The sequence below is a fragment of the Alteribacter aurantiacus DSM 18675 genome (genome assembly GCF_000429705.1).
In the GTDB taxonomy this organism is placed as follows: Bacteria; Bacillota; Bacilli; order Bacillales; family Salisediminibacteriaceae; genus Alteribacter; species Alteribacter aurantiacus.
This window is the reverse complement of the sequence record NZ_KE386941.1, coordinates 1830461-1844064: the sequence shown is the minus strand read 5'-3', so window position 1 is coordinate 1844064 and position 13604 is coordinate 1830461. Positions and strand designations below refer to the sequence as shown.

At 42.6% G+C, this 13604-nt stretch carries 18 protein-coding genes; 13 read left to right on the top strand and 5 right to left on the bottom strand.

Annotated features, from left to right (window positions below; all coding sequences use genetic code 11):
* Positions 1-160 precede the first annotated feature (160 nt).
* The 10 genes from G476_RS0112720 (at position 161) to G476_RS0112675 (ending at position 6834) form a co-directional block, all read left to right on the top strand.
* On the top strand, positions 161-676 hold the full coding sequence (locus G476_RS0112720; RefSeq protein WP_026690440.1) for a DoxX family membrane protein: 516 nt from the start codon (positions 161-163) through the stop codon (positions 674-676).
* A 111-nt stretch (positions 677-787) separates the two neighbouring features.
* Positions 788-1456 carry a hypothetical protein gene (locus tag G476_RS21940; protein WP_051314787.1) on the top strand — a complete coding sequence of 223 codons (669 nt, stop codon included), beginning with the start codon at positions 788-790 and terminating at the stop codon, positions 1454-1456.
* Positions 1457-1667: 211 nt separating this feature from the next.
* Positions 1668-2546: a GNAT family N-acetyltransferase gene (locus G476_RS22915; protein WP_051314786.1), complete on the top strand. Its 879-nt coding sequence runs from the start codon at positions 1668-1670 to the stop codon at positions 2544-2546.
* A gap of 75 nt (positions 2547-2621) precedes the next feature.
* Positions 2622-3248, top strand: a complete 627-nt coding sequence (locus G476_RS0112705; protein ID WP_026690439.1) for a class I SAM-dependent methyltransferase — start codon at positions 2622-2624, stop codon at positions 3246-3248.
* 274 nt (positions 3249-3522) lie between these two features.
* The gene (locus tag G476_RS0112700) at positions 3523-4101 is read left to right on the top strand and encodes a GNAT family N-acetyltransferase (RefSeq protein WP_026690438.1); all 579 of its coding nucleotides are present in this window, start codon (positions 3523-3525) and stop codon (positions 4099-4101) included.
* Between the two features lie 124 nt (positions 4102-4225).
* Positions 4226-4456 carry a hypothetical protein gene (locus G476_RS0112695; protein WP_026690437.1) on the top strand — a complete coding sequence of 77 codons (231 nt, stop codon included), beginning with the start codon at positions 4226-4228 and terminating at the stop codon, positions 4454-4456.
* A gap of 179 nt (positions 4457-4635) precedes the next feature.
* Entirely contained in the window at positions 4636-5199 is a 564-nt protein-coding gene (locus G476_RS0112690; protein WP_026690436.1) for an HAD-IIIA family hydrolase, read from the top strand.
* A gap of 321 nt (positions 5200-5520) precedes the next feature.
* Positions 5521-5841, top strand: a complete 321-nt coding sequence (locus G476_RS21930; protein WP_051314785.1) for a hypothetical protein — start codon at positions 5521-5523, stop codon at positions 5839-5841.
* Positions 5842-5946: 105 nt separating this feature from the next.
* On the top strand, positions 5947-6261 hold the full coding sequence (locus tag G476_RS0112680; RefSeq protein ID WP_026690435.1) for a hypothetical protein: 315 nt from the start codon (positions 5947-5949) through the stop codon (positions 6259-6261).
* Positions 6262-6378: 117 nt separating this feature from the next.
* Positions 6379-6834 carry a VOC family protein gene (locus G476_RS0112675; protein WP_026690434.1) on the top strand — a complete coding sequence of 152 codons (456 nt, stop codon included), beginning with the start codon at positions 6379-6381 and terminating at the stop codon, positions 6832-6834.
* A gap of 479 nt (positions 6835-7313) precedes the next feature.
* Here the strand turns inward: G476_RS0112675 and G476_RS0112670 are convergent, their stop codons facing one another.
* From G476_RS0112670 to G476_RS24070, 3 genes are all read right to left on the bottom strand, one after another.
* A complete protein-coding gene (locus G476_RS0112670; protein WP_205620297.1) occupies positions 7314-8543 on the bottom strand; it encodes an NADH:flavin oxidoreductase/NADH oxidase family protein in 1230 nt (409 codons plus the stop codon).
* A gap of 213 nt (positions 8544-8756) precedes the next feature.
* Positions 8757-9890, bottom strand: a complete 1134-nt coding sequence (locus G476_RS0112665) for a S8 family peptidase (protein ID WP_026690432.1) — start codon at positions 9888-9890, stop codon at positions 8757-8759.
* Positions 9891-9920: 30 nt separating this feature from the next.
* Positions 9921-10043, bottom strand: coding sequence for a hypothetical protein (locus G476_RS24070; RefSeq protein ID WP_281170452.1), 123 nt, complete (start codon positions 10041-10043; stop codon positions 9921-9923).
* A 64-nt stretch (positions 10044-10107) separates the two neighbouring features.
* On the opposite strand from G476_RS24070, the gene G476_RS0112655 reads away from it, so the two are divergent.
* The 3 genes from G476_RS0112655 to G476_RS0112645 all read left to right on the top strand — a co-directional run bounded on the left by G476_RS0112655 (position 10108) and on the right by G476_RS0112645 (position 12688).
* Complete coding sequence (locus G476_RS0112655; protein WP_026690431.1) at positions 10108-10998, top strand: helix-turn-helix domain-containing protein; 891 nt, start codon at positions 10108-10110, stop codon at positions 10996-10998.
* Between the two features lie 146 nt (positions 10999-11144).
* A complete protein-coding gene (locus G476_RS21925) occupies positions 11145-12203 on the top strand; it encodes a DUF2332 domain-containing protein (RefSeq protein ID WP_084405729.1) in 1059 nt (352 codons plus the stop codon).
* A gap of 2 nt (positions 12204-12205) precedes the next feature.
* On the top strand, positions 12206-12688 hold the full coding sequence (locus tag G476_RS0112645) for an NUDIX hydrolase (RefSeq protein ID WP_026690430.1): 483 nt from the start codon (positions 12206-12208) through the stop codon (positions 12686-12688).
* Positions 12689-12731: 43 nt separating this feature from the next.
* Here G476_RS0112645 and G476_RS0112640 read toward each other — a convergent pair whose 3' ends face one another.
* On the bottom strand, positions 12732-13325 hold the full coding sequence (locus G476_RS0112640) for a hypothetical protein (RefSeq protein WP_026690429.1): 594 nt from the start codon (positions 13323-13325) through the stop codon (positions 12732-12734).
* Between the two features lie 55 nt (positions 13326-13380).
* Complete coding sequence (locus G476_RS0112635) at positions 13381-13593, bottom strand: PspC domain-containing protein (protein WP_026690428.1); 213 nt, start codon at positions 13591-13593, stop codon at positions 13381-13383.
* Positions 13594-13604: the final 11 nt, after the last annotated feature.

The following is a 13604-nucleotide window of genomic DNA, read 5'->3' as shown; positions in this document are numbered from 1 at the left end:
TTCATATGTGAAATAATGAGCAAGTAAACTGGGAGCTCTACCAACAGGCCCCATGAAAAGAAAATGATAGGTACTTTTGAAACCAAACTCTTTTTTTATCAGTGTATGTGAAATTCTTCACATACACAAGGTCTTACCACACTTTAGGAGGAATGTTCACATGTTTATGAATTTCTTGAGAGAAAACCGTTACGCTGCTGGGATCTTAACTGCTGTTCGTTTGTATATTGGTTGGCTTTGGCTTACTGCCGGATGGGGAAAAGTAACCGGTGGGTTTAGTGCAGAAGGCTATTTGATGGGGGTCGTAAATAACGAAGCGGTGATTGAGCAATATCCGACTTACCACGCCTTCATTCAAAGCTTTGCTGTACCAAATGCTGAAGTGTTCAGCTTTATGGTTGCCTGGGGAGAGCTCCTTGTGGGACTTGGCTTGATTCTAGGTGTATTCACTACCGCTGCTGCTTTCTTTGGGATTATGATGAACTTCGCGTTTATGTTCGCTGGAACCATCTCTTCTAACCCTTGGATGATGCTCTTTACCATCTTCCTACTCGCTGCAGGATATAACGCAGGTCGCTTTGGTGGTGACCGTTGGGTGATTCCTTATATCCGCCAGCAGTTGTTTACCCGTAAAGGAAACAAAAAGCACCCTGTCCGTAAGCCGGCAGCTGCGTAAATGATAAAATGATGAGGATGAATCGCACATGCGATTCATCCTTTTTAATTGGATTTATATGTTAAAATAAGAGGAGATTTACGATTATACGACTATGTAGGAGGGGATGCCTTGATTATACATAAAGGCTACTTCGTTACGTCTATGATTCTGTTTATTGTTGTGATGGCACTCAATTTCCCATTTCCTCACGTGAACTACCAGCCCGGGGTTCACTCAATGTCGGTAATGGGCATTCCGGTAAGTACAACAAATGGGATCATGTGGCTTGGGTGGCTTTACGTTGCGATGATTGTTGCTGGGGTTGTGTTTCTCGTTAAAGCACTCGATAAATACAAACTCAGACTCTCTCTATTAAGTTTGGTCCTCGTGAGCGTCTTGCCCGTGGCTACCGCTTCCGCCTTTGAAAGAACGATTGCATCAGGGGTGTATGCGGTTAGTTATGATAGTGGGGAAAGTGTTTGTGAGTTTAATAGAAGTGGTGGCGAGCGAGTGAAAGTCGAGTGCGAGCTCACGTTTACGAATCACAGTCATGATGATGTGCATTTTTCACTTTCGTTTATGGAGAACTACAGTGCATTTGAAGACGTGTATGATATTCTAACGCTCCTAAATGAATACGGGCCTTATGAAGCTAGTTTGCATGGTTCAGAGAAGAAGGTTGTTTCCATTTCAAAAGACATGGATGTAAGCGAATGGTTTAGTCGTATTGGTGGGGGTAATTTCAACGGGCCAAACCTAATGATCGAGGGTGATGACGGTAAAACGAGAACCTATTAAACGGATCCTTCTTGCAGGCGCGATGTGCTTCGGTCTTTTTGCCTCAGAGGAGAAAAGCCCTTATGTAGATTGGGGGGACCATAGTGAAAGCCAGGTTCAACGGCTTTAGGATGCTACAATTATGTACGAAGTAAGAGACGGTACGATTTGGATCAAAGAAAAAGATGTGGCAAAAGCAGTCATGTGTTGCACATAAATGGAGGAAAAGAGAATGAAGAGAATTCGAAAAGCAAATGTAGCCGATCGGGAATGGATCGATCAATTGTGCCAGTTGAGTTGGAAGGAAGAAGCGCAAGGGCTTTCTTATCCGAGAGTGAAAGGATTGGAGGAGCTTGAAGCGGAAGTGGCCGAATGGGGAAACACCTACGAGGACACGCTTTTTGTGGTTGAAAAGAAAGAGGAGCCTGTTGGATTTTTCGGTTTTTTATACGAACCAGGAGACAAAGAAGCGTATGTCATTGGACCGGTGTTTACGAAAGAAAATCATGATGAGCGTGTGTTTGAATGGCTTTTCGGACAATTGCAAGGTGAAATATCTGAACAGTTTGACACTATCATTTTGAGTATTAATGAGAGTAACGACCTTCTTTTACGTACGGCAAAAAAAAGAGAGTGGAAAAAAGGATCCCGTCAAATCGAAATGAACATTGATGTTCAAGGGTTTGAAAAGGGAGCTAGCTCGACAGTAGTACATTCTTTGGAAAAAGGAGACCGCCATTATGAAGAGGTAGCCCGCGTGTTAAGTTTGGCCGGGAAGTGGGAGAAGCCTGTAGAGCAGCTGGATGAATATCTAGGCGACTTTAACATGGAAGCGGCATATCTAACGATTGATGATCGTGTTGCCGGGGCGATTCTTTGGGATCACATTGAAGGGACGACCTTTTATAGGCTGGAAGACGTGGCCGTTCACGCCGATTTTCGTAAACAAGGCGTGGCATCAGCGTTAATCGAACACACAATTGAGCAGGCAAAAGAAGCAGGGGTCCACTCTTTGTTTTTAAGTGTAGACGAAAAGAACGAAGGGGCAAGAAAGCTGTATTACCGTATTGGCTTTTTTGAAACGATCGTATCTACGTCGTATCGCTGGTGAAGTGGTGGCAACGTGGGGACGGTTCTTTTGCATCTTAAGAACCGTCCCCTTACTGCAAAGGGAGGAAGGAACACGATGATGAACAAACAAGGATTTGATTTGTGGGCTACAGCCTACGATCAGGACGTCATTGTAAGTGAGGAAAAGGACGAGTATCCCTTCGCTGGATATCAAAAAAACATCAACGGCATTTACAGTGAAGTGATGAAGCAAGAGAAGGCTGACGTTTTGGATATTGGCTTTGGAACAGGGGTTCTTACGACGAGCCTGTATGAAGCCGGTCACAGAATTACAGGCATTGATTTTTCTAGTGAAATGATTACGATTGCACGTAAGAAAATGCCTGGGGCGAAGTTGATTGAATGGGATTTTGCCAAAGGATTGCCTTCAATCGTAAAGGAAGAAACCTACAATGCGGTGGTGAGTACCTATGCTCTTCATCACTTGAGTGACGAGGGGAAAGTGCGAATGATCGAAGAGCTGTTACCGCTCTTGAAAGTAGGCGGAAAGATTTTTATTGGTGATGTTGCCTTTGAGACGCGGGAGCAGTTACACGCGTGTCGTGAACCGAACCTTCACCATTGGGACAGTGATGAGTTTTATTTTGTGGCAGATGAGTTGGAAGAAGCACTCAGGGGGACGTGCAAGGTGACGTTTCACAAGCACTCTCACTGTGGTGGGGTATTTGTGATTGAAAAGTAGATTTGGGGTCCTGTTGCTCCGAGATTTGGACGCAACAGAACCGCCTTTGAATGGCGAGGTGACTTAGGGTGAACGATCGGCAAAGAAAAATCATGACGTTGTCGGGGTTGATTGCAGGAGTGGCGCTATTGGTTTATTTGTTTGTTTTAAATTAAAAAGACATCTGCTACTTTTTGTGGACGATATTAATCAATTAAACGTTGGTACAACGATAAGCCTTTTTGGGGGGCTCTAATTGGATTTGTTAAGTAACACATAATGAGGAGAGACGGTAATGACCACTGATCCATTTCCTGTACTTGAGACTAAAAGGTTAGTATTAAGAGAAGTGACAAACGAGGATGCGAAAGACATTCTGAATTATTTGTCTGATAAAGAAGTAATGAAGTATTACGGATTAGAACCTTTCAAATCCATAAACGATGCTTTGGATGAGATTTCATGGTATCAATCCATACAGAAAAATAAAACAGGTATTAGATGGGGAATTACCTCAAAAGACCAAGGGATTGTGATTGGCAGTTGCGGCTTTCATAAAATTGAATCTCAGCATTTCCGTGCTGAAATTGGCTTTGAATTGAGTAAAGACCAGTGGGGGAAAGGGATCGCTTTTGAGGCTGTTGCAGCGATTATAAGTCACGGATATGAACATATGAATTTGCAACGGGTAGAAGCACTCATCGAGCCACCTAATCAATCTTCACAAAAATTAGTAGAAAAGTTGGGTTTTGTCAGAGAAGGGTTATTGAGAAGTTATGAGTTTTCATGTGGAAAATTCGATGATTTATATATGTATTCTTTGTTGAAACAAGACTACGATAAAATGAATAGTGGTTCGCAAAAGGATGTTTGATGTTAGATTGTCCTCATCAATCATAGTTAGTGCTTGGTATAGTTGAGGAAGAATGTCAAAACAACCGGGATGATCATGGAATAAAGAAGATTGTGAAAGGAAGCCTTAAAAGGAGGAATAGATCGTGGACTTATTACTCTGGATAACAATTGGTTTCATACTAATCGGGTTTGTTGCACTCATTTCTATGAAAAAAGGTATGGAAAGTAAGGTCGCTTTTATAAAAGCAAATATAGAAAGCGAGGAAAGTTCAACAAAAGCTAAATCCATCACTCGTTGGATGTGGAGTACCACAGCTTGGGGAATTGTGAGTATGTTTCTTGTTGTTTGGTGTTTTCATCATTACTTTGGGTAACTGATGGTTTCAAACAAACTAAAGGGTGTTCTACATCAAGGAGCTACCGGCGCTAACTGCAACAATGAAAATGGTTTTTTGTGGTAAAAAAAGTTGGGAGTTCGATTAAATGACTAATCTCTTCTGAACTCAAAGAATAGTTGTTGAATATTCAACTAAACGACAAGGAGAGTATCTTAATGAATAATAATTATAGTATAGAAGCTATATTTTTAGACCGGGACGGTACAATTGGTGGTGATGACACTGTACATTATCCAGGAAGGTTTGAATTGTTTTCATACTCCCAAGAGTTAATAAACAAATTGAAGGGTGATGGAATAAAAGTATTCTCCTTTACAAATCAACCAGGAATATCAGAAGGAAAAGCATCTTTACAGGAATTTGTTGAGGAACTCTCTCAATTTGGCTTTGATGATGTATTTATTTGTCCTCACAGCCATAGTGAGGGATGTAATTGTAGAAAACCTAATACAGGTATGCTTGTTAACAGTGCAGATAAATATAAATTAAACCTAGAAAATTGTGTGGTCATAGGTGACAGGTGGAGTGATATGATGGCTGCTTCTAAAGCCAATTGTATTAAAATACTTGTCAAAACAGGTGCAGGTAATTCAGCTTTAAACGAACACTATGACAAAATAAAAGATATTGACATTGAATATATCGCTGAGAATATTAAGGACGCAATAGGTTGGCTATACTCCCAAAAGAAAATTAAGAATTTATCTTATTCTTCTTGAACAACTATATTCTTTTATTGAAGAGGTTAGCTGTCATTGATGGCAGCTTTTTTTGTGCTAATGGATAGGATGTTTTCATCAGGTCAAAGTCGAGATGATGTATACTTTAGCACTATTTACAGAGAGTGGGACCGAATCAAGAAGAGTGTATTTAAAGATTTCACTTAATACTGTACTTAAGCTATAGGGGAGCGTTAGTTCAAAAGTTCGCCGCCCTTTTGTCGCTAACGGGGAGAAATTGTTTAATAAGGTTTTGAATACCTCCATGGAACAATAAAGGCGAAGTTAGCCGAGCAAGAAGTTAGGAAGTTAGACCTTGATTTGTCTCAGGAGCTACAAGAAAATCAAGAATGTAAAAATGTCACTGCGGCTTACCCTCCTGAAGAAGATGATACTGAATTTTCCAGTGACACACGTGAATTCGCAGAGTCTCAGTCCTCTAAACTGGGCATGGAACCAGAAGAATACTTTGAGAATTACTTCGAAAAATCACAGGAAATTAGTCTTTATGTGACAGCCTACGTAGAGGGAATGTTAGGTGAACCACAGGATGATGTAGAAGAATATACAAGACAAGCAAATGAGTTATTGAATAAATTAGTAGTAGAAAATGAAGCAGAAATTCAGATCGTAATAAATTAGAGTCTTTTCCAACTAACGAGAGCTTTTGTTGAGGAGTTGTTGTAATGGCAGTTCCTACTGTTATTGTTCGAGGAGAATAATTCATGGTTAAAGAGAGGGAAAATTGTGAAAATCAAAATGATTATTTTTGTAACATCTGCAAAAGAAGAAAATAGTGATTCGGAAATAGTAATGAAAACATTTGAATCAACTATTCGTCCTGTTAAAGGAGATATTATTGATGACCCAGGCTTTGATTCAAGATTTCATAATGGATATGAGGTTGTAAAAGTCACGATAAATTATGAGACAAATGAATGCTATGTATCTCTACAACCACTTGTAATGGAGTTGGAAGAGATTAGTGTTAGCGAATATATAGATAAACTTGTAGCAAATAAGTGGGGTATAGTTTCAAAAGATAAATTATTAACTAAATGACACCTTGTTGAACAAACGGGAAGCGTTTGTGGAGGAACTGTTGCATTAGCAGTTCCTACTGTTGTTGAAGTAACCAATCATGGGAGTTTAACAATTAAATTTGGAGGTTTCTGAATGATGATAAAGGGATTATATGAAGCACATTTACCAGTAAGCGATTTAGAACGTTCGATAGAGTTCTACACTGGTCTTGGGCTTAAACTTGACCATATCGTTGAAAATAGGTTGGCATTTTTATGGATTGTAAAAGATGAAAGTTGGCTGGGATTGTGGAAAACCGATAAAGTGGAACTTGAATATCATCCTTCGATAAGACATATTGCTTTTCAAGTATCGTTAGAAGGATTAAAAGACTCTGTTAATTGGCTCAACAATAAAGGCTATAAACCCAGAGAGGCTTTTGGATTTGAACCTACTGAACCCTTTGTAATGCCTCACAAGAACTATGCACATGCTAAAATTCATTTTAATGACCCAGACGGTAATAGCTTAGAATTTATCTGTAAAATAGAAAATCACAAAAAACTCTCGGAACGAATGTATTTAAGTAAGTGGGAGGAATTAAATCAATAAAATTCTTCAACTAACGGAGAGCGATAGTTGAAGAAGAAAGGCCCCAGCAGATGCCTTGTCTGCTTTTTTCCATTATTCATTTTCTGAGGTAACGGAATACTCATTAGAGACAACCTTATCTAACTGGATAACGATAGAAAGAAAAAGGCAAAAATCATTTGGATCGGCATTTTGGAAGAGCATCTGTCAAATATTCTTAACATCATTCATACATATTAAGCATAGAAAGGCGCTCTAGTAATAGCGGGACGTTTGCTTTCCTTCATAAGAAGTAAAAGAACCGTTCTTGACCATTGAAAAAGTACAACCCAACTTTTTCAATGCTTTTATTTGAATGGCAATGGCTTCATTCGGTTGCGCGTCTGTACGAGAAACACACTCGTATCAGGTTTTTAAAACAGGCAACCGTTACGCTCTTGCTTTTAAGACACTGAAAGAATTTAAGACCAAACTTTTTCAGTGCCTTTGAACCATCCCCATTAAGCGCGCCTCTTCTGAATCATGGTCGCACCGTGGGTCGTCATCATATGAATAAGGGTGTTCCATGGGGAGAGGTCGGGATCGGGATCTTTCCCTTTTCCCATTCGCGCCAATTGTTGCTCATACCAAGTGAGATCTAACATGCTTGATATTTGTTTATCTAATGGTTTAAAGCCGGTTTTAATTGGCTTTGTAGTTACGGTTTCGTAGGAGCCATTGATGATTTGGTTCGGCAAATCAGGGTTTAATGCAAACGGCTTACCGATACCGATCATGTCTACCGCACCACTTTCAATGGCAGCTACCATGGCTTCCTCAGACCTGAAACCTCCTGTTACAACGAGAGGCGCTTGCACGAGATGTCTTGCCTTTTCAGCGTACTCTAAAAAATAGGCTTCTCTTTCCTTCGTGCTTTTTTTCACGTCTCCACCAAGCATTTTCGGATTTTCATAGTTTCCACCTGAAATCTCGATCAAATCAATCCCCACGCGGTCCATGATTTTGAGCACCTTCATGGACTCTTCTTCAGTAAATCCACCACGCTGAAAATCAGCTGAATTCAATTTAATGCCAATTGGAAAATCATCGCCTATTTGCTTTCTTATTTCTTTATAAACCTCAACTAGAAATTGCATGCGGCCGTTTAGATCTCCACCCCATTCGTCTGTTCGCTGGTTATGATGTGGAGATAAAAATTGACTAATTAAATACCCATGGGCCGCATGGATTTGAACCCCTGTAAATCCTGCTTTTTTAACAATGCTAGCCGCACGTCCAAAACGCGTAATGATGTCCCCAATTTCATTTGTAGTAAGTGCGCGAGGCTTGTTAAAGGCATTTGCACCGCCTAAGAGAGGGACAGCACTAGGGGCAACAGGGCGTTTTGATACGGATTTTGGTGTTTGCTTCCCCGGATGATTTAACTGAACCCAAAAGTGCGTGTCATGCTGCGTGCCAGCGTTTGCCCACTTCTTTAATAGGCCTAAGTCTCGTTCGTCTTCAATGGCCACATTTCCAGGTTCCCCTAACGCTTTTCGATCGACCATCACGTTACCGCTGACCAGAAGACCTGCACCGCCTTTTGCCCAGCGACTGTATAAGTGAATCAGTGACTCTGTTGGGTTGTTTTGGGATGTGCCAAGGGCTTCACTCATAGCTGCTTTGAAAAAACGATTTTTTATAGTAAAGGTTTTCGATTTTAATGGTGTCGTTAACGATAACGTATCCATAGAGGCCTCCATTCTTTATGGTGCCAGGCTGTGACGTAGTGAACACAGTGCCTGGTACCTGCAATTTAAACAGATCATAGCATGGTTACTATGATTGGGGAAAGAATGACGGTGCCAGACCCCATGTGATTTTATGAACACAGTGCCAGGCACCGCTTTTGGAAAACAAAAACGGTTCCAATGCTTCGTAGGAAGCATTGGAACCGTTGGGCTTTATTGCTGAATCGCATCCAGCGACTGAACAAGACCATGACCAAATTGGTTGGATCTGCCCAGGTTCACTGCTGTTTCATTTAGAAGATTACGAAGCTCAACGTTTGATAGTTCAGGTTTCGCCTGCCAAACTTGAGCTGCCACGCCGGCTACATGAGGAGAAGCCATGGACGTTCCGTTGAACGCAGCGTAGTTGTTGCCTGGCGTTGTGCTGAGAATGCTCACGCCGGGAGCTGAAATTTCAACAGCAGGACCGGTACTAGAGAATGTAGCACGGTTGTTGTTTTGATCGACGGCAGCGACCGCGATCACAGAGTCATATTTCGCCGGGTAGCCGACTGTGTCGTTGTTTCCACCACGATTTCCGCTATTACCCGCTGCGGCTACGACAAGAAGTCCTTCTTCGTAAGCTAAGTCAGAGAACTGTTTCAGGATGGACGAGCTTTGGGAACCACCAAGGCTCATGTTGATGATGTCCATACCGTTGTTGATCGACCATTCGATCCCTTCAGCGATACCTGCATAGGATCCGCTTCCAGAGTTGTTCAGTACTTTTACCGCATATAGCTCAGCTTGGGAAGCCACGCCTACAACGCCAAGGTCGTTATCAACAGCAGCGACTGTACCTGCTACGTGTGTACCATGACCGTCAGCATCATAGAATGGGTCGCGGTTTGCAGCATCTGTAAACACGGAGTGACCGCCTTTTACGTTCTCAAACAGGTCTTCGTGGTTACGGTCGATCCCCGTATCAAGAATCGCTACTTTAAGACCGGCACCCGTGTATCCGGCATCTTGAGCCGCAGTTCCTTGCACGTGTGGAATGCCCCATGGAACCGTTTGGCCAAGCGCTTTTACTTCAGCGTTTTCTTCAACTGTCGTGATGTGCGGGTGATTGGCAAGGCCTCGTGCCTGGTTTTCAGTCAAGTTCACGTGTACGACTGGAAGGTGGTCGTATGTATGTAGAATGTCCCCTTCATCGACACCGAACGCTTTGATCAACCCTTTACTTGCAGGTCCGTTGAATTGGATCAAATAATCCTGACTCTGATCGTTCCCCCCTGCATCTGCCCCGACAGATACGGGAATCGCTAGTAAAACGAGTGCTAACCAAACTGTGAATAATTTCTTCAAAACAACCCTCTCCTTTTTTATAAAATGAAATTAGCTTTCGTAAGGCAAATCCTGTGGCGCTGGGTCAAAAGAAGCTTGAACAGAGACGATATTTGCCGTTCCTGCACTTAGAAAACCGACAACAAGAGCAATCGCAACGAGTTTTTTCAACATAAAACAACCCTCCTTTCAAAGATCTGGTAAACTAGTAAAAAAGAGTAGAGTAAGGTGACACAACATGAACAAACAAACGTTAGGCGAAGAGATCACAAAACTTCGCAAACAGCATTTCCTTTCCCAAAGGCAGCTAGCTGAAGGCATTTGCACCCAATCGGCCGTCTCTCAAATCGAGCGAGGCCAAATCGCTCCCGGAGTAGATACGCTTTATCATTTGGCTACCCGTCTGCATGTGCCGATGGATTACTTCATCCAAGTGATGCTAGAAGAAGATATGGAAGAGCACGAGGCCTTGATCACGACCATTGAGCACCTATCCAGTGAGCAGAAATTTGAAGCTCTTTACCATCTCCTTTGTGAAAAAATGACGGAGGAGAGGATGGCGTGCTTTTGGATGAGCAGCTACTTGAAGTGGCACTATCACTTAGCCGCTTATCAAACGAAGCGTGTGACCATAGAAGAGACCATTCGCCTTCTCAAAACACTCCATGATGAAAACAAAACCACTGTTCAATCAAAAGGGAATTTGTACGACCGCATTCTCAATTCGATTGCGTACTTGCTTGCAACGAACCAACAGTACAAAGAAAGCCTTTATTACTACGATAAAATCTTAAAAAATGACCAGCGATCGTCTTCTGTCACGTCTGTGGCTCCGGACATCTTTACAATCCGAGTGATGTACAACAAATCGAAAACCCTCTACGACATGGGACGAGTGGAAGACTCCCTTGCGACGATTGAAACAGGGATCGAGAAGTCGTTGGAAAAAGAAAACATGTCTCTTCTCGGCCAATTTTATTACTACAAAGGCCAATGCTTTGAAACGCTCGACGCCGGTGAGGAAGACATTAGAGAATGCTACCAAAAAGCGCTCTTCTTTTTCGAACTGCTAAACAAGAAGCTTTATAGCCAGTTGATTTGGAAACACAAAGGCGACTACTTACGATGAGTTATCTGAATATTTGTTTTATATCCTACCTAGTTCCTAGCACGAGTACAATAGGGTTTTGAAAGATAAATAGTAGTAAACTTATTAAATTTGGTTGTGATTTACATAGATGACGCATCTTGTTAAGGATGGAGGAGGGAGTACCTATGAACCTGTCAGGACGTTTTACTCGTTTTGCTGAAGAAGAGTGTAAAGGCTCGAGTTCTCTTTATGAGGAGCTAAGCAGAAAAGTGGCGAACGATGAGGAGTTACTCACGGTAGCCGGACAAGCAGGTGCAGGCCAGCCGATACCGAATTTGTTTTTCGGTGCCGTTCACTATCTTCTTTTAAAAGGGGAGGATCCGCTGCTTCTAAACGACTATGCCAATGGATCCGTGGCGTTTGATCGATTTAAGGAGTTTTGCACGACCCATCGTTTTGAGATTGAGGAGCTCTTGAAAACGAAACGTGTGCAGACAAACGAAATCAGGCGATGTGCGTACCTTTACCCCGTGTTTTGTTCGATCTGGAAAAGGACAAATAAACCCCTTTCCATGATTGAAATCGGGACGAGTGCAGGGCTGCAACTTCATTGGGATCGTTACTCGTATACGTATGGAGGAAAAGACACATACGGCAAGGCCGATTCACCGGTCAAGATTCACTCGAGCTTCACGGGGGATCCGACTCTTTTACCTAAGAGCCCTCCGGTTGCATCCAAAGTTGGGGTCGACCTTCACGTTAATCACATGAACGACGAGGAAGACTACTTGTGGTTGAAGGCGTTAATCTGGCCTGAGCATGAAGAACGGCGTGAGCTTTTTGAAGCAGCGTCTGAAGTGATGAAAAAGGACCCGATTCGATTGGTCGAAGGAGACGGCGTTGCAATGTTGCCTCAGTTAGCGAAAGAAGTGAGTGATGATTCAACACTTGTTGTATTTCACACACACGTAGCCAATCAAATCCCGGTTGATGTTAAAAAGGAGCTAGAGAAAAACATTCGAACGATCGGCGAGGAGCGGGACGTGTTTCATGTATATAACAACATGTGGGACGGGCTCCTTCACATGGACGCCATCATAGATGGGAAAGAAGAAACGCACACAATCGGAAAAACAGAAGGCCACGGGCGATGGTTTGAGTGGCCGAGTGAGTGGCCAACTGGGGACGGTTCTTTCGCTTCCCAGGACGTAGAAGAACCGTCCCCACCTAGACACAGGAGGTAAAGATGTACAACTATACGATTTGCTTTATTAAACAAGGAAACCACGTGTTGATGCTCAACCGTGAAAAAGGCGCTTGGATGGGACGATGGAACGGTGTGGGTGGAAAAATTGAAGAGGGAGAAACGCGGGAACAAGGGGTTTTGAGAGAAGTAAAGGAAGAAACAGACCTTGATTTATCAGCAGTCATTCACAAAGGAGATATCGAGTGGGTTGTGGATGGAAAAGCGTACGGTGGCATGCATCTGTTTGTAGCTGACATTCCGGAGCAGGTATCGTATCCGACTCCCGTGAAAAAGGAAGAAGGCATTCTTGATTGGAAGACGTGTGAGTGGTTGTTGGACGAAGAAAACATGGGTGTTGCCGATATCCATGACTTTTTGCCCCAGGTGTTGGACGGTGAAGGGAAGAAGTCGTTTGTTTATTACTATGAAGGAAGTACGCTTGTGAAGGTGGAAGAGAAACAAGCGGTGCCAGACCCTGTGTGAGGATGTGAACACAGGGTCTGTGACCAATTAAATTAGTCATGACTTATCGAAATATACTTTTCAGGACATACGCTACATCATATTCTTCAAGGTATTTTTGGTAGTCTTTAGGGTCATCGGTATAACCATCAGGAAGAGAGCTCATTGTGTCTTTAGAGGAATACAGAATCGTTGCCAAAACCATATCACCCTCGATCGGAACTTCTGGCTTAAGATGGGTTTGTGAAATTTTAGCCATTCCATCAGCTCCGTCCCTGAAGATCGTCTCCACGGTTTGATGCGTTCCGATTAAATCACCACTTGATACGCTTGTTGTAAACAAAGCGTCCTCCTGGTCAATCAAATGCGAGGATGTAAACACAATGGACCCCTCGCCTTCAAGGTTTATGGAGATTAAAAACGCAGGAGAATCCGCAACTTTTCCGAAATCATACCTTTCCATCCGGAGCTCCACTTCACTATATGTGCCATCCACGTTAAAATCAAACACAAAGGCATCCTCCGATCCGGCAAGAATCGCCTCTTCTCGGTCGGTTAAGGACGCTTCTATCAATGTGTTTTTACCTGTTTCAGCTACACACGCCCCAAGTAAAAATGTCCCCAACATCATGCCTGAAACAAAACCCTTTTTTATCATGCTCCACATCCTATTCTAATAATGGTTAGTCGGTTTGACTGGTCTGGCACCGTTTTTAAATCTCGTATTCTTTCTCCGTATCCTTTGGCATGACCCAGTCTGCAATCAGATAGACAATCACACCAGGGACGATGGAGGTAAAGAAGGTAGCCAAAGCAAAAACCAATCGCACCATGGTCGGGTCCCAGTTAAAATAATCGGCGATCCCAGCAAGAACGCCGCTCACCTTTACGTCAGTCGTAGACTTATAGAATTTTCGATTGCTCATTATTCCACCTC

Excerpts from the sequence above, each read along its gene's own strand:
- G476_RS21925 (WP_084405729.1), top strand. The coding sequence starts at position 11,145 with ATGAACCTGTCAGGACGTTTTACTCGTTTTGCTGAAGAAGAGTGTAAA.
- G476_RS0112670 (WP_205620297.1), bottom strand. The coding sequence starts at position 8,543 with ATGGATACGTTATCGTTAACGACACCATTAAAATCGAAAACCTTTACT.
- G476_RS0112720 (WP_026690440.1), top strand. The coding sequence starts at position 161 with ATGTTTATGAATTTCTTGAGAGAAAACCGTTACGCTGCTGGGATCTTA.
- G476_RS0112635 (WP_026690428.1), bottom strand. The coding sequence starts at position 13,593 with ATGAGCAATCGAAAATTCTATAAGTCTACGACTGACGTAAAGGTGAGC.
- G476_RS0112675 (WP_026690434.1), top strand. The coding sequence starts at position 6,379 with ATGATAAAGGGATTATATGAAGCACATTTACCAGTAAGCGATTTAGAA.
- G476_RS24070 (WP_281170452.1), bottom strand. The coding sequence starts at position 10,043 with ATGTTGAAAAAACTCGTTGCGATTGCTCTTGTTGTCGGTTTTCTAAGT.
- G476_RS0112640 (WP_026690429.1), bottom strand. The coding sequence starts at position 13,325 with ATGATAAAAAAGGGTTTTGTTTCAGGCATGATGTTGGGGACATTTTTA.
- G476_RS22915 (WP_051314786.1), top strand. The coding sequence starts at position 1,668 with ATGAAGAGAATTCGAAAAGCAAATGTAGCCGATCGGGAATGGATCGAT.
- G476_RS0112645 (WP_026690430.1), top strand. The coding sequence starts at position 12,206 with ATGTACAACTATACGATTTGCTTTATTAAACAAGGAAACCACGTGTTG.
- G476_RS0112705 (WP_026690439.1), top strand. The coding sequence starts at position 2,622 with ATGATGAACAAACAAGGATTTGATTTGTGGGCTACAGCCTACGATCAG.
- G476_RS0112690 (WP_026690436.1), top strand. The coding sequence starts at position 4,636 with ATGAATAATAATTATAGTATAGAAGCTATATTTTTAGACCGGGACGGT.
- G476_RS0112700 (WP_026690438.1), top strand. The coding sequence starts at position 3,523 with ATGACCACTGATCCATTTCCTGTACTTGAGACTAAAAGGTTAGTATTA.
- G476_RS0112655 (WP_026690431.1), top strand. The coding sequence starts at position 10,108 with ATGAACAAACAAACGTTAGGCGAAGAGATCACAAAACTTCGCAAACAG.